Here is a 19,357-nt window from a genome sequence, read left to right on the forward strand (position 1 = left end):
ACTGTGTCAAACTATTGTCACATTTACACTGTGAATAATATGTTAAAATAGTGAGGTTACGTATACATATTTGAAGGAAGAGGAGTGACCATTTTGGTGGATCAATCAACTAATCAGAAAAGCTATGCTCCTATTGTGATAACGCTTTCTGTAATTGTAAATGCGATTATTTTATTTTTGTTCTTTGGACCTGTTGGCTATGAAGGAGAAGTACATTTTGATGTAACAATTTTACCAATGTTAAATGCAATTTTTAATAGCTTTACGTTCGTATTCTTATTAGCAGCTTTATACTCTATTATTAAGAAGAATGTGAAAATGCACCGTGGTTTCATCCTAGCAGCATTTACAACGACGTTGCTATTTTGTGTTTCTTATTTATCGTATCATTACTTGGCGCCAGCAACACATTTTGGTGGAGAAGGATTCATTAAATATGTGTATTTCATCATTTTAATTACACATATTATCCTGGCAGCAATTATTGTACCACTTGCATTGTTTGCACTTGTATTTGGTTTTACAAATCAATTAACACGTCATCGTAAAATTGTACGTTGGACGATGCCAATTTGGTTATATGTAAGTTTATCTGGTGTTATTGTTTACTTAATGATCTCACCTTATTATCAATAAAAAATCTCAGCCTTTAGGCTGGGATTTTTTTGTTAGGCAAATATTTTTGTGAAATGAAAAAAATATGGTATACAAAAGTATAGTTGCTTTTCATATAGAAGGGATGGTAAAGGGATATGCAAAATTTTGTATTTCGTAATCCAACGAAACTTATTTTCGGTAAAGGTCAATTAGAACAGTTAAAAACTGAAATTCCACAGTTCGGTAAAAAAGTTCTTCTCGTATACGGGGGAGGCAGCATTAAAAGAAACGGTATTTATGATAATGTAATTTCTATTTTAAAAGATATAAATGCGGAAATATTTGAATTGACAGGTGTTGAACCGAATCCTCGTGTATCAACTGTAAAGAAAGGGATTCAAATTTGTAAAGATAATGGCGTCGAATTCATATTAGCGGTTGGCGGAGGAAGTGTAATCGACTGTACGAAAGCAATTGCTGCTGGTAGCAAATATGATGGAGATGTATGGGATATTGTAACGAAAAAAGCATTTGCTAGTGAGGCATTACCATTTGGTACGGTACTTACGCTTGCGGCAACAGGATCTGAAATGAATGCTGGTTCTGTAATTACAAATTGGGAAACGAATGAAAAATATGGCTGGGGTAGCCCAGTTACTTTCCCGCAGTTTTCGATTTTAGATCCAGTTCATACTGCGTCTGTGCCGAGGGATCAAACAATTTACGGTATGGTAGATATTATGTCACATGTATTAGAGCAATATTTCCATCATGGAACAAATACAGAATTACAAGATCGTTATTGTGAATCTGTTTTAAAAACAGTAATTGAAACTGCTCCTAAGCTTTTAAGTGATTTAGAAAATTATGAGCATAGAGAAACCATTTTATATTGCGGTACTATGGCGTTAAACGGTATTTTAGCGATGGGAGTAAAAGGAGATTGGGCGACTCATAATATTGAACATGCAGTTTCTGCGGTTCATGATATACCACACGGGGGTGGCCTTGCGATTTTATTCCCGAACTGGATGAAGCGTGTTGTAGATGAAAATGTAAGTCGTTTTAAACAGTTCGCTATTCGCGTATTCGATGTAGAAACAGATGAAAAGACTGATCGAGAAATTGCGTTAGAAGGAATTGAGGCGTTACGTCAATTTTGGACTTCAATTGAGGCACCAGTAACGTTAGCGGATTACGGTATTGGGGAAAATGAAATTGATTTAATGGCTGATAAAGCGATGGCTTATGGTGAATTTGGTAACTTTAAAAAATTAAATAAAGACGATGTTTTAAGTATATATAAAGCTTCTTTATAAGTGAATCGAAAAAAGAAACCCATTTGATATAACAATCAAATGGGTTTCTTTTTTGTTGTTTATAACTGTTTATAACTGTTTGTGACTGTTTATGGTTATTTGTGAATGTTTATGGTTGATTTTTGTGATCGTTTTCATTATACTGTAATCAAAGAAGAGGTGAATAAAATGTTAACTCCTGAACGTCATCAAATGATATTGCAACTTGTAAAAGAGCAGAAGGTTGTTAAATTACAGCAATTAGTGGAAAGAACAGAAAGCTCTGAATCAACAATTCGTCGTGATTTAGCGCAATTGGAAAAGCAAAGGTTATTAAAAAGAGTTCATGGTGGTGCTGCTGTTTTAACAGGAAAAGGACAAGAGCCAACGATGGTTGAAAAATCATCCAAAAACATTCAAATAAAACAACAAATTGCGAAGTATGCGGCTAGCATTGTTGAACAAGGTGATTGCATTTATTTAGATGCAGGAAGTACAACATTTGAAATGATTCCATTTTTAATAAATAAAGATGTTACTGTCGTTACGAATGGACTTATGCATATTGAAGCTTTAGTTGAAAATAATATTCGTGCGTATTTACTAGGCGGAATGATGAAAAGTAGGACGAAAGCTTTAATTGGTGCTATGGCACAGGAAAGCATGCAGAAGTACCGTTTTGATAAATGTTTCTTAGGAGCGAATGGTGTGCATGAACAGCTTGGTTTTACAACTCCAGATCCAGAAGAGGCACTTTTAAAACAAATGGCATTAACATTAGCAAACGAAGGATATTTCTTAATTGATGAAAGTAAGTTTTCAGAAGTTGCGTTTGCGAAAATTGCCAATGTTGAAGAAGCAAATATTATTACAAACCATTTAGAAATTGATTTAGAAAAATATAAAAGACAAACCAATGTAATTGAGGCTGATAAACAATGATCTATACAGTTACTTTAAACCCATCTATTGATTATGTAGTACAAGTTAATTCCTTCGATTTAGGAGCAGTAAATCGAGCAGAGAAAGATATGAAATTTCCTGGAGGGAAAGGCATTAACGTTTCTCGTGTTCTTCATCGTTTAGGTGTTGAAAATGTAGCGCTTGGATTTACTGGTGGATTTACCGGTCGATTTATTAAAGATGTATTACAGGCGGAAGGTGTAACAACAAACTTCGTCCAAGTAGACGGTGATTCCCGAATTAATGTGAAAATAAAAGGGCAAGAAGAGACAGAATTAAATGGGCAAGGTCCTAATGTGACAAATGAACAATTTGAACAATTAATGAAACAAATTGAAAGTATGAGGCAGGGAGATTGTGTTGTACTAGCTGGAAGTGTACCGGCGTCTATCTCAACTACTTTTTATGAATCAATCGCAGCGCTCGGAGCTGAGAAAGGTATTCGCGTAGTAGTTGATGCAAGTGGAAGTGCGCTGCAGCATGTAATTAAAAATAAACCATTTTTAATAAAGCCTAATCATCAGGAACTTGGTGAGTTATTCGGAGTAGAGATTTCAACAGTAGAAGATGTTTTACCGTTTGGAAGAAAATTAGTTGAACAAGGTGTAGAGCATGTTATCGTATCAATGGCTGGAGATGGGGCTTTATTATTTACGGCAGAAGGTATATATGAAGCAACTGTTCCAAAAGGTGTTGTAATTAATTCGGTTGGGGCCGGAGATTCTCTCGTTGCAGGATTTGTAGGTAAATATGAACAGACAAAAGATATTGAAAAGGCATTTCAATATGGCGTTGCAACAGGGAGTGCAACAGCATTTTCAGCTGATTTATGTGAAAAAGAAAAAGTAGAAGAATTATTGTCGCAAGTAATTGTAACTAAGCGATAGGGGGAAGTAATATATGAAAATTACAGAACTATTAAAAAGGGATACAGTTATTATGAATTTGACAGCTTCAAATAAAGAAGCTGTCATAGATGAATTAGTTGAGAAATTAGACGGAGCAAATCGTTTAAATAGTAAAGCTGAATTTAAAGAAGCTATTTTAAAGCGAGAGTCACAAAGTACAACTGGTATAGGGGAAGGGATTGCAATACCTCATGCGAAAACAAAAGCTGTTAAGCAACCAGCGATTTGTTTTGGTAGAAGTGTAAGCGGTATCAACTATGAATCGCTTGATGGGCAGCCTGCACATTTATTCTTTATGATTGCTGCGAGCGAAGGGGCGAATAATACTCATTTAGAAACGTTATCGCGCCTATCTACATTATTAATGGATGAAGGATTTCGTAAGCAATTGTTAGAAGCGAAGGATGAAGAGGAACTTCTTCGTTTATTTGATGAAAAAGAGAATGAAAAAGAAGAAGAAGACATTGAAGTTGCAAAACCAGAAGGAAATGAACCATACGTACTAGCAGTTACGGCTTGCCCAACTGGAATCGCTCACACCTATATGGCAGCGGATAGCTTGAAAGGAAAAGCAGCAGAGCTAGGAATAGCGATTAAAGTTGAAACGAATGGATCAACAGGTATAAAAAACGCTTTAACGAAAGAGGACATTGAACGAGCAACAGCTATTATCGTTGCCGCAGATAAACAAGTAGAAATGAACCGTTTTGCTGGGAAGCATGTTATTCAAGTGCCAGTCGCTGATGGGATTAGAAAAACGGAAACACTTCTTAATCGAGCTGTAAAACAAGACGCGCCAATCTTTAATGGAATAAAGGAAGATGGGAAGACAGAAAGTACAGAGAAAGAAAAAGGGTTAGGAATTTATAAGCACTTAATGAACGGTGTAAGTAATATGCTTCCATTCGTTGTGGGTGGAGGAATTTTAATTGCACTAGCATTTTGGATTGGTGGTATAAAAGCAGAAGGACCATTGGCTGAATTGTTAATGTCTATTGGTGGAGGCAAAACAGGTGCGTTTTTATTCCTCGTACCAATTTTAGCTGGATTTATTGCGAGTTCTATTGCTGATCGTCCAGGATTTATGCCTGGTGTTGTCGGTGGATTTTTAGCAGCACATGCGAATGCTGGATTTTTAGGGGGATTAATTGCTGGTTTCTTAGCTGGGTATGTTGTTTTAGGATTGAAAAGATTATTTTCAGGATTACCAGCACAGTTAGAAGGAATTAAACCTGTATTGTTATATCCGGTCTTTGGATTGTTGATTACAGGAGTTGTTATGCAAAAAGTAGTAATTCCGCCTGTAGTAGCATTGAATGAAATGTTAACAGGATGGTTAAATGGTTTGAACGGTACAAATGCTATATTACTAGGTCTTATATTAGGTGGTATGATGGCAATTGATATGGGTGGTCCAATTAATAAAGCTGCATTTACATTTGGTATTGCTGCAATAGAAGCGCAGAACTTTGGCGTACACTCTGCTGTTATGGCCGGTGGTATGGTACCACCATTAGCGATTGCATTCGCAACTACTTTCTTTAAATCAAAATTTACTGAAGCAGAGCGTAAATCTGGTTTAACAAATTATATTATGGGAGCATCGTTTATTACAGAAGGTGCGATTCCATTTGCAGCTGCAGATCCGATTCGAGTAATAGTAAGTTGTGTTGTAGGTTCAAGTATTGCAGGTGCATTATCTATGTTATTCCAAATTACATTACCAGCACCGCATGGTGGATTGTTTGTTATCGCATTAGTAAATAAACCGGTGCTATATATTTTCTCGATATTCATAGGGACAGTTATTTCAGCTCTTATGATGGGGATTTGGAAAAAGAAAGTTAAATAACACATGAAAAAGGAGTAGCTTTTATTAGCTGCTCTTTTTTATTACAAAAAAGGAGATTAATAATTGGAGAATGATGAATTTTGGTAAAAGATGTAATGAAATATGGTTTTTTTGTAACAAAAAAGTAATACTGTAATTTTTTTTGGAAAAAAATTCTGGGCTAGTATGTGGAAAATATATGAAAACTATTGGGAATTCTATTAGAAATGGAATTCATTAATATGGAAATTTATGTTACAACTCATTAATCGTGTATTACGAATGGTTTGTAATTGTGTGATTTCTAAAAATCCTAAAAATCTGTTGCTATAATGAAAATACGAAAACAAAGCAAATGGAGGCTATTCATGAAAAAATTATTAGGTATAGCAACGGCGGCAGTTTTTGGTCTTGGGATTTTTGCAGTTTCTGCGAAAGCAGAAACGATTGTAACAACAGACGTATTAAATGTTAGAGAAAACCCAACTGTAGAGTCAAAGCTTGTAGGTAAAATGTTAAGTGGAAATAAATTAGATGTTATAAATACAGAAAACGGATGGGCAAAAATTAAATTAAATGGTAAAGAAGCGTTTGTAAGTGCTGAATTTACAAAAAGTACATATTATGTAACGCCGGGCGTGTTAAATGTTCGTGCTGGAGCGAATACTGACTCTGAAATTCTTGGTAAACTGAATAAAGATGATGTAATTGAAACGACAAATCAAGTTCAAAATGAATGGTTACAATTTGACTATAATGGAAAAACGGGATATGTTCACATGCCATTTTTAACAGGGACGGCACCTGTAATTGAAAAGAAAGAAGTTGTAACGCAAGAAGAGGCGCCAGTAAGAGTAAATACGCCAGTTAAAAATAATAAAGTAGTTAAGAGCAAAGAGTCTGTTAAAAATGTAGAATCAAGTAAACCTGTGGCAAAACAGCAGTCAACTACGAAACAAGTTACGAAATCTACTGAAACAAGTGCACCTGCTGGTGGACGTGAGATAACAGTAGAAGCGACAGCGTATACAGCGCATCCAAGTGAGAATGGTACGTATGGTGGTCGTGTATTAACTGCAATGGGGCATGATTTAACAGCAAATCCGAATATGAAAGTAATTGCTGTTGATCCTAAAGTAATTCCGCTTGGATCAAAAGTATGGGTAGAAGGATATGGAGAAGCGATTGCTGGAGATACTGGTGGTGCGATTAAAGGAAATCGTATTGATGTATTAGTCGGTTCAGATGGTAGTGCCGATAGCTGGGGGCGCAAATCTGTAAAAGTGAAAGTAATCAAATAGTGTATATGTATTAATATAAAAGGCGGTTGCTTGAAAGTATGTAGGCAACCGCTTTTTATGGATTATTGAAAAGGATAAATAGTTTTACCTGTAATAATTTTATATGCACTGCAAAATTGATTTTGTATATACTCTGTATTTTTATTTTCTGGATGTAATGTTGTTTCTTGGAGAGTAGAATGAAAAGAACGTAGCAAACAATTTAAGGCGAAATATAATTCTTCTTGTGAACAATTTTGTTCTTTTGTAGCAGTAGCTAAAATAAGGTCTTTTGTTAAAGATGAAAAATTGATGGTGGATTGTTTCATAGTCAACTCATCCTCTCGAAGGTATTTTTAATCATGTATATGCGGAATTGGACAAACTATGTTCTTTTTTATTTGTAATTTCATGTACCGGAATGAAAGAACTTGCAATCATGCCGTTAAAATTGGTAAGATTGGATATAATCAATAGATGGAGTACATTACATAAAGAGAGTTGAATGATATGGGAGAAGTGCAACGTGAAAAAGTTGCTGTCATCATTGGACCAACTGCTGTTGGAAAGACGAAGTTAAGTATTGATCTTGCCAAAGCGTTGAATGGTGAAATTATAAGTGGAGATTCCATGCAGATTTATCGTACGATGGATATTGGAACTGCAAAGGTGACAAAAGAAGAGATGGATGGAATTCCGCATTATATGGTCGATATAAAAAATCCGGAAGAATCATTTTCTGTTGCCGAATTTCAAGAACGTGTTCGTAAGCATATTCGAGAGATTACAGAGCGTGGTAAATTGCCAATTATCGTTGGTGGAACTGGTCTGTATATACAATCTGTTTTATTCGATTATCAGTTTACGGATGATGCTGGCGATACTATATACCGAGAACAAATGGAAAAGTTAGCATTAGAACGTGGCGTGGAATATGTACATAAGAAATTACAAGAAGTAGACCCAGAAAGTGCTGAGCGTATTCATGCAAATAATGTACGTCGTGTCATTAGAGCGTTAGAAATTTTCCACACGACGGGTGAAAAAATGAGTGATCAACTTGAAAAACAAGAAAACGAGTTATTATACGATGTTTCCTTGATTGGCTTGACAATGGATCGAGAAATGCTATACGATCGCATTAACTTACGAGTTGATATAATGATGGACCAAGGGTTATTAGAAGAAGTAGAAGGATTGTATAATAGAGGGATACGAGATTGTCAATCTATTCAAGCGATTGGGTATAAAGAGATATATGATTATTTTGAGGATCGTGTCTCTCTAGAAGAAGCGGTATCACAATTAAAGACGAATTCACGTCGTTATGCAAAGCGTCAATTAACGTGGTTCCGTAATAAGATGGATGTCACGTGGTTTGATGTTACAGGCGGTGAAAAAACGTCAGAAATTTTACGATACATAGAAGGAAAGTTACAACTAAAGTCGAATAATAGTAAGTAGAGAAAAAGAGGAGGATTCGACATGAAGCAATCAATCAATATTCAAGATCAGTTTTTAAATCAACTCCGTAAAGAAAATACGTTTGTTACGCTGTACTTATTAAATGGTTTCCAGCTTCGTGGATTAATTAAAGGATTTGACAATTTTACAGTCCTACTGGAAACAGAAGGTAAGCAACAGCTTATTTATAAACATGCAATTTCTACATTTGTACCACAAAAAAATGTTTCAATTGAATTAGAGTAGTAATGAATTATTGTACATAACAAAAAAAGAGCGAATTTCTCGCTCTTTTTTTATTTGCCATAAACGATACATAGTGAAATTTAAGCGATTCTAAATACAGTAAGGCGAATGTTAGTGTTTCCTGTTTCAGGAATTGTAATTTCGCTAAGGGTAGGTTTGACGGAAATGTTTGCGCCGGCAGCTAATGTTTCGATCGTAGTGAATGAAAGTGAGTCGCCTATTAGATTTGAAGAGAAGTTGTCAGTTGCGACTGCTCCATTTATTGAAATTCCTACTCCAAGTGGAGCGCATCCTGGTGCAGTTGTAGAGATGGATACGCTAATGACATAAATACCAGCGTTGATAACAGTAACTGTATCTGTGCCATTGAAGATAATGTTGTTTACGTTAATTGCAGTATTAAAAATGAAGTTGTTAAATTGGAGTACTGTTTGTTGAATGTTGTTTGTAACAACAATTGTTGCTACAGGGAAGCTAGGTCCAGTAGGCCCGGTTGGTCCAGTAGGTCCACCAGAAGGTCCAGTAGGTCCAGTAGCTCCTATACCAGTGGCGCCAGTAGCACCTGTTGGTCCTTGAACGCCTTGAGGTCCAGTAGCACCCGTGTTACCTTGAGCCCCTTGAGGACCAGTGGCACCAGTAGCGCCCGTGTTACCTTGAACGCCTTGAGGTCCAGTAGCACCCGTGTTACCTTGAACACCCTGAGGCCCAGTAGCACCCGTGTTACCTTGAGCCCCTTGAGGACCAGTGGCACCAGTAGCACCCGTGTTACCTTGAACACCTTGAGGTCCAGTAGCACCTGTGTTGCCTTGAACACCCTGAGGTCCAGTGGCACCCGTGTTACCTTGAGGCCCCTGAGGTCCGGTAGGTCCAGTAGCACCCGTGTTACCTTGAGCACCTTGAGGTCCAGTAGCACCAGTAGCACCAGTAGCACCCGTGTTGCCTTGAGCACCTTGAGGTCCAGTGGCACCCGTAGCACCTGTGTTACCTTGAGCACCTTGAGGCCCAGTAGCACCTGTGTTACCTTGAACACCTTGAGGTCCGGTAGCGCCCGTGTTGCCTTGAGCACCTTGAGGTCCAGTAGCGCCGGTAGCGCCAGTAGCACCCGTGTTACCTTGAACACCTTGAGGTCCAGTGGCACCGGTAGCACCTGTGTTACCTTGAACACCTTGAGGTCCGGTAGCGCCCGTGTTGCCTTGAGCACCTTGAGGTCCAGTAGCACCAGTAGCACCCGTGTTACCTTGAGTACCTTGAGGTCCAGTAGCACCAGTAGCACCTGTGTTACCTTGAGGTCCCTGAGGTCCAGTAGCGCCGGTAGCACCAGTAGCACCAGTAGCACCCGTGTTACCTTGAACACCTTGAGGTCCAGTGGCACCGGTAGCACCAGTAGCACCTGTGTTACCTTGAACACCTTGAGGTCCAGTGGCACCGGTAGCACCAGTAGCACCTGTGTTACCTTGAACACCTTGAGGTCCAGTAGCGCCGGTAGCGCCCGTGTTACCTTGAACACCTTGAGGTCCAGTAGCGCCAGTAGCACCCGTGTTACCTTGAACACCTTGAGGCCCAGTAGCACCGGTAGCACCAGTAGCACCTGTGTTACCTTGAACACCTTGAGGCCCAGTAGCACCGGTAGCACCAGTAGCACCTGTGTTACCTTGAACACCTTGAGGCCCAGTGGCACCGGTAGCACCAGTAGCACCTGTGTTACCTTGAACACCTTGAGGTCCAGTAGCGCCGGTAGCGCCAGTAGCACCTGTGTTACCTTGAACACCTTGAGGTCCAGTAGCGCCGGTAGCGCCAGTAGCACCCGTGTTACCTTGAACACCTTGAGGTCCAGTAGCGCCGGTAGCGCCAGTAGCACCCGTGTTACCTTGAACACCTTGAGGTCCAGTAGCGCCGGTAGCGCCCGTGTTACCTTGAACACCTTGAGGTCCAGTAGCGCCGGTAGCACCCGTAGCACCTGTGTTACCTTGAACACCTTGAGGTCCAGTGGCACCGGTAGCACCAGTAGCACCTGTGTTACCTTGAACACCTTGAGGTCCAGTAGCGCCGGTAGCGCCAGTAGCACCTGTGTTACCTTGAACACCTTGAGGTCCAGTAGCGCCGGTAGCGCCAGTAGCACCCGTGTTACCTTGAACACCTTGAGGTCCAGTAGCGCCGGTAGCGCCCGTGTTACCTTGAACACCTTGAGGTCCAGTAGCGCCGGTAGCACCCGTAGCACCTGTGTTACCTTGAACACCTTGAGGCCCAGTAGCACCGGTAGCACCAGTAGCACCTGTGTTACCTTGAACACCTTGAGGCCCAGTAGCACCAGTAGCGCCTGTGTTACCTTGAGGCCCAGTAGCACCGGTAGCACCTGTGTTACCTTGAGGCCCAGTAGCACCAGTAGCGCCTGTGTTACCTTGAGGCCCAGTAGCGCCAGTAGCGCCTGTGTTACCTTGAGGCCCAGTAGCACCGGTAGCACCAGTAGCGCCTGTGTTACCTTGAGGCCCAGTAGCACCAGTAGCGCCTGTGTTACCTTGAGGCCCAGTAGCGCCAGTAGCGCCTGTGTTACCTTGAGGCCCAGTAGCACCGGTAGCACCAGTAGCGCCTGTGTTACCTTGAGGCCCAGTAGCACCAGTAGCGCCCGTGTTACCTCGAGGTCCAGTAGGCCCGGTAGGACCTCTGCCGAACGAAGCCGAATTAACTAGAGTAGTTTGTAACTCTGCAATTAATTTAAGGAGTTCTTGGAGTGTACAATGATCGATTCGGAATAACTTTGTGATGTAAAGTAAATAATTAATTAAAATTTGGAGTTCAACAAATACAGCACTTGCTATGAAGGTTGGGTTTCTTAATATAGTTATTAAGTTTTTTATAATAGCTAATCCTTGCGCTTTCAGGGAGGAAGTAGCGTCTAGCGAACAAATAAATTTACTTAGTAGGTTCAATGTATCAATTAAATCTTCAATGTTTTGGGGAGATGGATTTGCGAAAAGTTTTGGGATTATTTTTGTTAAGTCGATAATGATTGCGCGAAATGTTCTAAGTTGTGCCTTAGTAATTGGGATTGATGGGGTATTTGGAATTCGCCCAGCGCTACTTGGAAAGCATGGTTTGGAGAATTTGTTTTGACTGTCGTCATAACGAGACATTAAATCTCTCCTTTCTAATGAGAATGTGAATGAAACTCATCATAGTAGATGCAAAAATTAGTTAAATGGTCATAGTAAAATCGTTTGTTTGAAGAAAAATAGAAAAAACGCCTTATCATAAGGCGTTTTTTCTATTTTCTGCGTATTGATAATAGCGTTTTAGTGAAATTTTCGATTTGAACCCAGCTAGTTTTATAATTTCTGACTCTGGAGTTTCTTTTTTTATTAAGTTTAAAATATAGGTGTTACGAAAGTGTTGTCCTGATATTCCTTTGCGTAAATTAGCTCTAGATACTTCAAGGCGAATCATTTTTTGGATAGCGATTTCTGTTAATCCTTTTGGTGCATCATTTTCGTATACCCATCTGTATGTTCCGCGATTAAAATCGAATGCGACAAATAATGGATCATTACTATGGTATTTTGGACGAACGGGTTCAGGGATGCTTTTGTAATAAGTATATACTTGTTTTTTGTCTTCGCTGGTTAATGTAATTGTTCTTTCTACCCCTGCGGTTGCTGGGATAGATAATGTGTTAGTTTCAAAGTGGACGTGATTCATAGTTAATGCTGTAAGTTCCTGTAAGGATAATCCATAGTCGATTAATAAGTTTAAAATAACGATATTGCGATCTATCAATAAAGGGCGCACAGGAAGTTGTTTTTCTGAAAGTCCTTCTAATGAAGTGACTATATGTTTTAATCTTTTTTCTTCATCAGATGAAATGAAATCTTCATTGCGAAGTGTGCGATCTGGTTGAATAGAAATTTCCATGTTCTTTAATGGGTTAGGGATGTTTAGAAAGTGATGCATTCTATTTAATACAATAAATACACGGTGCATCGTTTTCTCTGAGTAATGTCGATTCTTTTTTAAGTCAGAAAAGTAATCTTCGTAGTCTTTTGTACAAAGTGTAGCCCATATATTACTGGAAGGGAGCTTTTTGTTTTTTTCTAACCAATGTCCGAAATCTTCAATGTCATAAACATAACGTTTAATGGTTGAAGGTTTTCGGCCTTTATTCAATAAAAAAATAGAAAAGGCTTGTATTGTATCATGGAATTCCGTTGTCTCCATAGTCCCACCACCTTCATTATTTCTTATATTATAGCAAACTTTTCTGAAAATAGTCATTTGCAAGGGAGGCAGGAATAATAATATTTGGTGAGTGGATAAAATGAGGTGATTGTATGGAACAATCGATGCGAAAGAAAAATAATAATCAAATTAATATTGTGTTAAATCATCGAAAGAAAATTTCTTTACCAGCCGCAGAAAATAAAACAGTAATTTCAAATGAAACTACTACGAAACATGAGATGCTGCAAAGAATTGAAGAAGAAATGGGAAAGCTTATTGGGATGGATGATATAAAAAAGATAATAAAAGAAATATATGCTTGGATTTATGTAAATAAAAAAAGACAAGAAATAGGGTTAAAGTCTGAGAAGCAAGTACTCCATATGTTGTTTAAAGGGAATCCAGGTACAGGGAAGACAACTGTGGCTAGAATGATAGGGAAATTGTTGTTTGAGATGAATATTCTATCAAAAGGGCACTTAGTTGAAGCTGAACGTGCGGATCTTGTAGGAGAGTACATCGGTCATACAGCTCAAAAAACAAGAGATTTAATAAAAAAAGCAATGGGAGGTATTTTGTTTATTGATGAGGCGTATTCATTAGCCCGAGGGGGAGAAAAAGATTTTGGGAAAGAAGCAATTGATACGCTCGTAAAACATATGGAAGATAAACAACACGGTTTTGTATTGATTTTAGCTGGATATTCAAGAGAGATGAATCACTTTCTTTCATTGAATCCAGGACTACAATCCCGTTTTCCATTTATAATTGAATTTGCGGATTACTCAGTAAATCAACTGTTAGAAATTGGGAAGAGGATGTATGAAGAACGTGAATACCAGTTATCGAAAGAGGCTGAATGGAAATTTAGAGATCATTTACATGCCGTAAAGTACTCATCGCAAATTACATCGTTTAGTAATGGAAGATATGTACGGAATATTGTTGAAAAATCGATTCGTACACAGGCTATGCGGTTGTTGCAAGAGGATACGTATGATAAATATGATTTAATTGGGATATCAAGTTGTGATTTGATGCTTGAAGAGGAGACGCACAGTACGTAAACTGTGCGTCTGTTTTTTGTATAAGTGCTTTTACTCTTTTTTTGCTTTTTCTTGATAAGATTTATGGAAGTTTTCCATTTTAGCGCTTTTTTCGTGTGCAGAATTAGGATCGTGTCCAATTTGACCTACTGAGCTTTTTTGAGCACCTTTATTCACATGGTTTGTCATTTGTATTCACCTCGCTTTGAGAATTAGTATAAACATTATGTAGGGAAAAACTCATTAGAAAAGAAAAACCCCTTTACCATATGTAAAGAGGTTAGATTGCTATTTGTGCATTGAACGTTCGTTTGTGTCGATGCGCCTATGCGGTAAGTGCCATTTGTAATGAATAGAAACCATGCGGAAGCAAACAATTAAAATGAATAAGGTGTATAGAGCCCAATCGCTAACAATAATTTGAGCGCCAATTAAGAAACCTGCTAAAATCGTCCAAAAAGCATATACATCAGCTCGAAGAACGAGAGGTTTTCTGCGGGCTAAAAGATCGCGGATGATACCACCGCCAATACCAGTTAAAACAGCTGCTACGATTGTAGCGCTAATTGGTAAATTTAATTTTTGAGCATATAATGCTCCTTGTACGGCGAATGCTGATAAGCCGATAGCATCAGTGATATTTTCCCACTTTTTCCAATGTCTAATTAATTTATTAGGAAAAAGAAAAATAATCGTCATTGATAGTAGTGCGATTTGGAATAACATGTCTTGTTGCCAAAACGCGACAATCGGATAACCGATTAATAAATTACGAAGGGCACCTCCCCCAAATGCGGTTGCCATTCCTAAAATATACACCCCGAAAATATCATAATCCTCTTCCATTGCAACAATGGCTCCGCTTAGTGCGAAAGCGATTGTGCCTATGATGCTAAAAATCTCCCACGCCATGAATTTTCTCCCCCGCTAACTAGATGAAATGTGCTTCCTCTGCTATTATATTAGAAGGTTTAAATTTCGAAAAGGATGAGTGAACATATTTGATGGAAGAAAAAGAAAAAGTCATATTAGTAGGCTGTCAATTGCCACAAGATGATGATGAAAAGTTTATGCATTCCATGAAAGAGCTTGCATCGCTAGCGAAGACTGCACGAGCAGAATTGTTAGTGTCTACAACGCAAAAACGACCGAAGTTTCATCCGGCGACTTATATAGGTAAAGGTAAATTAGAAGAGCTTACAATGTTAACGGAAGAATTAGAACCGGATGTTATCGTATTTAATAACGAATTAACGCCGAGTCAAATTCGGAATTTATCCTCAGTATTAGATGCGAGGGTAATTGATCGAACGCAACTAATATTAGATATTTTTGCGCAACGTGCGAAGTCGAGGGAAGGTAAGCTTCAAGTAGAATTAGCTCAGTTGCAATATACAATGCCACGTCTTATGGGGCAAGGATTGTCTTTATCACGTCTTGGTGGTGGTATTGGAACGAGAGGGCCGGGTGAGACGAAACTTGAGACGGATCGTCGTCATATTCGATCACGCGTTGATGAAATAAAGAAACAACTTGCAGTTGTTGTGGAGCATCGAAAAAGATATCGTGAGAGAAGAAAAGATAATAAAGTATTTCAAGTTTCATTAATAGGGTATACGAATGCGGGAAAATCTACACTGTTTAATAGATTGACGGAAGTAGATACGTTTGAAGAAAACTTGTTGTTTGCAACGCTAGACCCGATGACAAGGAAGATGCCGTTACCTTCAGGTTATACAGTATTACTAACTGATACGGTGGGCTTTATACAAGATTTACCTACGTCATTAATTGCTGCTTTTCGTTCGACATTAGAAGAAGCTGGTGAAGCGGATGTTATTTTACATGTAGTTGATTCAGCGGATCCTAATTATGTAGGGCATGAGAAAACAGTAAAACAATTATTGTCAGAACTTGAAATTAATCATATTCCTATTATTACGTTATATAATAAAAAAGATGAATTACATCAAAACTTTATTCCGTTTCCGAAAAGTGACTTCTTAATGACTAGTGCCTTTGAACAAAGTGATTTATTGCATATAAAAGAAGCGATAGAAACGAAAATGAAGGAAGAAATGAATCGTTATCAAGTGGAAATTCCACCGAGTGAAGGTAAGTTGTTAACGCTATTAAAGACGGAGACGCTATTAACAAAGATGGAGTTTCTGGAAGATAAATTTGTATATAATTGCGTGGGGTATATTTTTGCTCATTCATCGCTTAATGTGCAATTAAAGAGATTTTTAGTGGAAGAAGGAGAAAATAAAAATGTTTGATCGTTTGAAAAATGGAGAAAAAATTGCTCCAATCGTAAAAGAAGTAGAGAGCCAGATTACAGAAGTACATAAACGCGCGGATGAAGTAATTGAAAGCAATCAGTTTCGAGTGTTAGAAAGTTTCCGTAAACATAAAATTAGTGACTCGCATTTTATTCCGACGACAGGTTACGGTTATGATGATATTGGCCGTGATACGTTAGAAAAAGTGTATGCGGATGTATTTGGAGCGGAAGCTGGTCTTGTTCGTCCGCAAATTATTTCAGGTACTCATGCTATTTCTACAGCGTTATTCGGTGTTTTACGTCCGGGAGATGAGTTATTGTACATCACTGGCAAACCGTATGATACATTAGAAGAAATCGTTGGTGTACGCGGAAAAGGTGTAGGTTCATTTAAAGAATATAATATTGGTTATAATGCAGTTCCGCTTACTGAAGAGGGGCTTGTTGATTTTGGAGCTGTTGCGACTGCAATTCATAGTAATACGAAGATGATTGGGATTCAGCGCTCAAAAGGTTATGCTACTCGTCCATCGTTTACTATTTCTCAAATTAAAGAGATGATAGCATTCGTTAAAGAAATTAAACCTGATGTTGTTGTGTTTGTAGATAACTGTTATGGTGAGTTTATTGAAGAGCAAGAGCCATGTCATGTAGGTGCAGATTTAATGGCAGGTTCGCTTATTAAAAACCCTGGTGGTGGAATTGTTAAAACTGGTGGTTACATTGTTGGTAAAGAACAGTATGTTGAAGCGTGTGCATATCGTTTAACATCTCCGGGGATCGGTGCGGAAGCAGGGGCATCTTTATACAGTCTGCAAGAAATGTATCAAGGTTTCTTCTTAGCGCCGCATGTAGCGGGACAAGCGCTAAAAGGTGCGATTTTTACAGCTGCATTTTTAGAGAAGTTAGGAATGAATACATCACCAGCATGGAATGCACCAAGAACAGATTTAATTCAGTCTGTTCAATTTGATGATAAAGATCGTATGATTGCATTCTGCCAAGCGATTCAATATGCATCTCCAATTAATTCTCACTTCACTCCATATGCCAACTATATGCCGGGTTATGAAGATGATGTAATTATGGCTGCGGGAACGTTTATTCAAGGTGCAAGTATTGAATTGTCAGCTGATGGTCCAATTCGTCCGCCTTATGTTGCTTACGTGCAAGGTGGGTTAACTTATTCACATGTGAAGATTGCAATTTGTTCTGCAATTGATGCGTTAATTGAAAAAGAATTATTAACAATTTCTTAAGGGGAAGCTGTCGATTTCGACAGCTTTTTTCGTGTGAAAGTAATGATTAATCTCATTAGAAAAAAGAATGAAAAAATTTATAAAAAAATCATGTAAGAAAAGCTAACATCTATTGACACTAAACATAACATGGTATAAAATGAGAAGCAGTTAAGGCGAAGGAGGAACTGAAACAATGAAAGAAGATAGACGTTCTGCCCCGCTGTTTCCTATTGGTATTGTTATGGATTTAACACAATTATCTGCACGTCAAATTCGCTACTATGAAGAGCATAATCTTGTTTCTCCAACCCGTACAAAGGGGAATCGTAGATTGTTTTCATTTAACGATGTAGATAAGTTGTTAGAGATTAAAGATTTATTAGATCAAGGCTTGAATATGGCCGGTATTAAACAAGTGTTACTAATGAAAGTAAATCAAACAGAAACAGTGAAAGTAAAAGAAGAAACGAAAGAAATTTCAAAAACTGAGCTTCGCAAAATACTTCGAGATGAACTACAACATACAGGTAGATTTAATCGGACTTCATTGCGACAAGGTGACATTTCAAGGTTTTTTCACTAAAGATAACTGATTCTGAAGGTGTTTAGAGGGACTAAGGAGGAAATTATAATGGCTAGGTACACAAGAGAAGATATTTTCCGTTTGGCGAAAGAAGAGAATGTAAAGTATATCCGCTTACAATTTACGGACCTTTTAGGAGTAATTAAAAACGTAGAAATTCCAGTGAGCCAATTAACAAAAGCTCTTGATAACAAAATGATGTTTGATGGATCTTCTATTGAAGGTTTCGTACGTATTGAAGAATCTGATATGTACTTATATCCAGATTTAGATACTTGGGTAATTTTCCCTTGGACAGCTGAAAAAGGAAAAGTAGCTCGATTAATCTGTGATATTTACAATGCAGATGGCACTCCATTTGATGGCGATCCACGTAACAACTTAAAGCGTGTATTAAAAGAAATGGAAGCATTAGGATTCTCAGATTTCAATCTTGGACCAGAGCCAGAATTCTTCCTATTTAAAGTAGATGAAAAAGGAAATCCAACATTAGAATTAAACGATAACGGTGGATACTTCGACCTTGCGCCGATGGATCTAGGGGAAAACTGTCGTCGTGATATCGTTCTTGAACTTGAAGAAATGGGCTTTGAAATTGAAGCGTCTCACCATGAGGTTGCTCCAGGGCAACATGAAATTGACTTTAAATATGCAAATGCAATTCGCTCATGTGATGACATTCAAACATTCAAACTTGTTGTAAAAACAATTGCTCGTAAACACGGTTTACACGCAACATTTATGCCAAAACCATTATATGGTGTGAACGGTTCAGGTATGCACTGTAACTTATCACTATTCAAAAATGGTGAGAACGTATTCTTCGATCAAAACGGTGACTTACAATTAAGTGATGATGCTCGTCACTTCATCGCAGGTATTTTAAAACACGCACCAGCATTTACAGCGGTAGCAAATCCAACTGTAAACTCTTACAAGCGTTTAGTACCTGGATACGAAGCTCCTTGTTACGTAGCATGGTCTGCACAAAACCGTAGCCCATTAGTACGTATCCCTGCATCTCGTGGTATTAGTACACGCGTAGAAGTACGTAGTGTTGACCCAGCTGCAAACCCATATTTAGTAATGGCTACATTATTAGCAGCAGGTCTTGATGGAATTAAAAACAAATTAACTCCACCAGCTGCAGTAGACCGTAACATCTATGTAATGACAAAAGAAGAGCGCGAAGAAGCAGGTATCGTTGACTTACCAGCAACATTAGCGCAAGCATTAGTTACATTACAATCTAATGAAGTAGTATGCGGTGCACTAGGAGAACATTTACTTGAGCACTTCATCGAAGCAAAAGAGATTGAGTGGGACATCTTCCGCACGCAAGTTCACCAATGGGAACGCGATCAATATATGTCTCTATACTAAGAGAGAAAAAAGCCTTGATAC

At 38.4% G+C, this 19,357-nt stretch carries 18 protein-coding genes; 13 read left to right on the forward strand and 5 right to left on the reverse strand.

Annotated features, from left to right (window positions below):
- Positions 1-93 precede the first annotated feature (93 nt).
- The 6 genes from QCI46_RS09070 to entD all read left to right on the forward strand — a co-directional run bounded on the left by QCI46_RS09070 (position 94) and on the right by entD (position 6,898).
- Complete coding sequence (locus tag QCI46_RS09070) at positions 94-636, forward strand: DUF420 domain-containing protein (protein ID WP_000228316.1); 543 nt, start codon at positions 94-96, stop codon at positions 634-636.
- A 116-nt stretch (positions 637-752) separates the two neighbouring features.
- Positions 753-1,916, forward strand: a complete 1,164-nt coding sequence (locus tag QCI46_RS09075) for an iron-containing alcohol dehydrogenase (protein WP_046956536.1) — start codon at positions 753-755, stop codon at positions 1,914-1,916.
- 168 nt (positions 1,917-2,084) lie between these two features.
- Positions 2,085-2,837 carry a DeoR/GlpR family DNA-binding transcription regulator gene (locus tag QCI46_RS09080; protein ID WP_000957277.1) on the forward strand — a complete coding sequence of 251 codons (753 nt, stop codon included), beginning with the start codon at positions 2,085-2,087 and terminating at the stop codon, positions 2,835-2,837.
- Positions 2,834-3,745 carry a 1-phosphofructokinase gene (gene pfkB, locus QCI46_RS09085; protein ID WP_353840000.1) on the forward strand — a complete coding sequence of 304 codons (912 nt, stop codon included), beginning with the start codon at positions 2,834-2,836 and terminating at the stop codon, positions 3,743-3,745. The genes QCI46_RS09080 and pfkB overlap by 4 nt, the downstream gene beginning before the upstream one ends.
- 13 nt (positions 3,746-3,758) lie before the next feature.
- Positions 3,759-5,618, forward strand: a complete 1,860-nt coding sequence (locus tag QCI46_RS09090; RefSeq protein ID WP_353840001.1) for a PTS fructose transporter subunit IIABC — start codon at positions 3,759-3,761, stop codon at positions 5,616-5,618.
- Positions 5,619-5,965: 347 nt separating this feature from the next.
- Positions 5,966-6,898, forward strand: coding sequence for a cell wall-binding protein EntD (entD, locus tag QCI46_RS09095; RefSeq protein WP_353840002.1), 933 nt, complete (start codon positions 5,966-5,968; stop codon positions 6,896-6,898).
- Positions 6,899-6,960: 62 nt separating this feature from the next.
- Here the strand turns inward: entD and QCI46_RS09100 are convergent, their stop codons facing one another.
- The gene (locus QCI46_RS09100) at positions 6,961-7,206 is read right to left on the reverse strand and encodes a hypothetical protein (RefSeq protein WP_000814419.1); all 246 of its coding nucleotides are present in this window, start codon (positions 7,204-7,206) and stop codon (positions 6,961-6,963) included.
- A 181-nt stretch (positions 7,207-7,387) separates the two neighbouring features.
- On the opposite strand from QCI46_RS09100, the gene miaA reads away from it, so the two are divergent.
- Both miaA and hfq read left to right on the forward strand, forming a co-directional pair.
- Positions 7,388-8,341, forward strand: coding sequence for a tRNA (adenosine(37)-N6)-dimethylallyltransferase MiaA (gene miaA, locus QCI46_RS09105; protein WP_000504945.1), 954 nt, complete (start codon positions 7,388-7,390; stop codon positions 8,339-8,341).
- Positions 8,342-8,362: 21 nt separating this feature from the next.
- A complete protein-coding gene (gene hfq, locus QCI46_RS09110; RefSeq protein WP_000813896.1) occupies positions 8,363-8,587 on the forward strand; it encodes an RNA chaperone Hfq in 225 nt (74 codons plus the stop codon).
- 80 nt (positions 8,588-8,667) lie between these two features.
- On the opposite strand, the gene QCI46_RS09115 is transcribed toward hfq, so the two are convergent.
- Together QCI46_RS09115 and QCI46_RS09120 are read right to left on the reverse strand one after the other, a co-directional pair.
- The gene (locus tag QCI46_RS09115; protein ID WP_353840003.1) at positions 8,668-11,718 is read right to left on the reverse strand and encodes a Gly-Xaa-Xaa repeat protein; all 3,051 of its coding nucleotides are present in this window, start codon (positions 11,716-11,718) and stop codon (positions 8,668-8,670) included.
- A 115-nt stretch (positions 11,719-11,833) separates the two neighbouring features.
- Positions 11,834-12,796: a tyrosine-type recombinase/integrase gene (locus QCI46_RS09120; RefSeq protein WP_353840004.1), complete on the reverse strand. Its 963-nt coding sequence runs from the start codon at positions 12,794-12,796 to the stop codon at positions 11,834-11,836.
- Between the two features lie 113 nt (positions 12,797-12,909).
- Here QCI46_RS09120 and spoVK point away from each other — a divergent pair, with 113 nt between their 5' ends.
- Positions 12,910-13,866, forward strand: a complete 957-nt coding sequence (spoVK, locus tag QCI46_RS09125; RefSeq protein ID WP_087982006.1) for a stage V sporulation protein K — start codon at positions 12,910-12,912, stop codon at positions 13,864-13,866.
- 30 nt (positions 13,867-13,896) lie between these two features.
- Here spoVK and QCI46_RS09130 read toward each other — a convergent pair whose 3' ends face one another.
- A complete protein-coding gene (locus tag QCI46_RS09130; protein WP_327958519.1) occupies positions 13,897-14,034 on the reverse strand; it encodes a hypothetical protein in 138 nt (45 codons plus the stop codon).
- A 99-nt stretch (positions 14,035-14,133) separates the two neighbouring features.
- Entirely contained in the window at positions 14,134-14,757 is a 624-nt protein-coding gene (locus QCI46_RS09135; protein WP_000312265.1) for a trimeric intracellular cation channel family protein, read from the reverse strand.
- Positions 14,758-14,849: 92 nt separating this feature from the next.
- Here QCI46_RS09135 and hflX point away from each other — a divergent pair, with 92 nt between their 5' ends.
- The 4 genes from hflX to glnA all read left to right on the forward strand — a co-directional run bounded on the left by hflX (position 14,850) and on the right by glnA (position 19,336).
- Positions 14,850-16,124: a GTPase HflX gene (gene hflX, locus QCI46_RS09140; RefSeq protein ID WP_353841850.1), complete on the forward strand. Its 1,275-nt coding sequence runs from the start codon at positions 14,850-14,852 to the stop codon at positions 16,122-16,124.
- Complete coding sequence (locus QCI46_RS09145; protein WP_000460307.1) at positions 16,117-17,388, forward strand: methionine gamma-lyase family protein; 1,272 nt, start codon at positions 16,117-16,119, stop codon at positions 17,386-17,388. The genes hflX and QCI46_RS09145 overlap by 8 nt, the downstream gene beginning before the upstream one ends.
- Positions 17,389-17,563: 175 nt before the next feature.
- Entirely contained in the window at positions 17,564-17,953 is a 390-nt protein-coding gene (gene glnR, locus QCI46_RS09150; protein WP_000656785.1) for a transcriptional repressor GlnR, read from the forward strand.
- 48 nt (positions 17,954-18,001) lie between these two features.
- On the forward strand, positions 18,002-19,336 hold the full coding sequence (glnA, locus tag QCI46_RS09155; protein ID WP_000135338.1) for a type I glutamate--ammonia ligase: 1,335 nt from the start codon (positions 18,002-18,004) through the stop codon (positions 19,334-19,336).
- Positions 19,337-19,357: the final 21 nt, after the last annotated feature.

It is taken from the genome of Bacillus cereus group sp. RP32, assembly GCF_040459735.1.
GTDB lineage: Bacteria > Bacillota > Bacilli > Bacillales > Bacillaceae_G > Bacillus_A > Bacillus_A wiedmannii.

Excerpts from the sequence above, each read along its gene's own strand:
- QCI46_RS09075 (WP_046956536.1), top strand. The coding sequence starts at position 753 with ATGCAAAATTTTGTATTTCGTAATCCAACGAAACTTATTTTCGGTAAA.
- QCI46_RS09080 (WP_000957277.1), top strand. The coding sequence starts at position 2,085 with ATGTTAACTCCTGAACGTCATCAAATGATATTGCAACTTGTAAAAGAG.
- pfkB (WP_353840000.1), top strand. The coding sequence starts at position 2,834 with ATGATCTATACAGTTACTTTAAACCCATCTATTGATTATGTAGTACAA.
- QCI46_RS09090 (WP_353840001.1), top strand. The coding sequence starts at position 3,759 with ATGAAAATTACAGAACTATTAAAAAGGGATACAGTTATTATGAATTTG.
- entD (WP_353840002.1), top strand. The coding sequence starts at position 5,966 with ATGAAAAAATTATTAGGTATAGCAACGGCGGCAGTTTTTGGTCTTGGG.
- QCI46_RS09100 (WP_000814419.1), bottom strand. The coding sequence starts at position 7,206 with ATGAAACAATCCACCATCAATTTTTCATCTTTAACAAAAGACCTTATT.
- miaA (WP_000504945.1), top strand. The coding sequence starts at position 7,388 with ATGGGAGAAGTGCAACGTGAAAAAGTTGCTGTCATCATTGGACCAACT.
- hfq (WP_000813896.1), top strand. The coding sequence starts at position 8,363 with ATGAAGCAATCAATCAATATTCAAGATCAGTTTTTAAATCAACTCCGT.
- QCI46_RS09115 (WP_353840003.1), bottom strand. The coding sequence starts at position 11,718 with ATGTCTCGTTATGACGACAGTCAAAACAAATTCTCCAAACCATGCTTT.
- QCI46_RS09120 (WP_353840004.1), bottom strand. The coding sequence starts at position 12,796 with ATGGAGACAACGGAATTCCATGATACAATACAAGCCTTTTCTATTTTT.
- spoVK (WP_087982006.1), top strand. The coding sequence starts at position 12,910 with ATGGAACAATCGATGCGAAAGAAAAATAATAATCAAATTAATATTGTG.
- QCI46_RS09130 (WP_327958519.1), bottom strand. The coding sequence starts at position 14,034 with ATGACAAACCATGTGAATAAAGGTGCTCAAAAAAGCTCAGTAGGTCAA.
- QCI46_RS09135 (WP_000312265.1), bottom strand. The coding sequence starts at position 14,757 with ATGGCGTGGGAGATTTTTAGCATCATAGGCACAATCGCTTTCGCACTA.
- hflX (WP_353841850.1), top strand. The coding sequence starts at position 14,850 with ATGGAAGAAAAAGAAAAAGTCATATTAGTAGGCTGTCAATTGCCACAA.
- QCI46_RS09145 (WP_000460307.1), top strand. The coding sequence starts at position 16,117 with ATGTTTGATCGTTTGAAAAATGGAGAAAAAATTGCTCCAATCGTAAAA.
- glnR (WP_000656785.1), top strand. The coding sequence starts at position 17,564 with ATGAAAGAAGATAGACGTTCTGCCCCGCTGTTTCCTATTGGTATTGTT.
- glnA (WP_000135338.1), top strand. The coding sequence starts at position 18,002 with ATGGCTAGGTACACAAGAGAAGATATTTTCCGTTTGGCGAAAGAAGAG.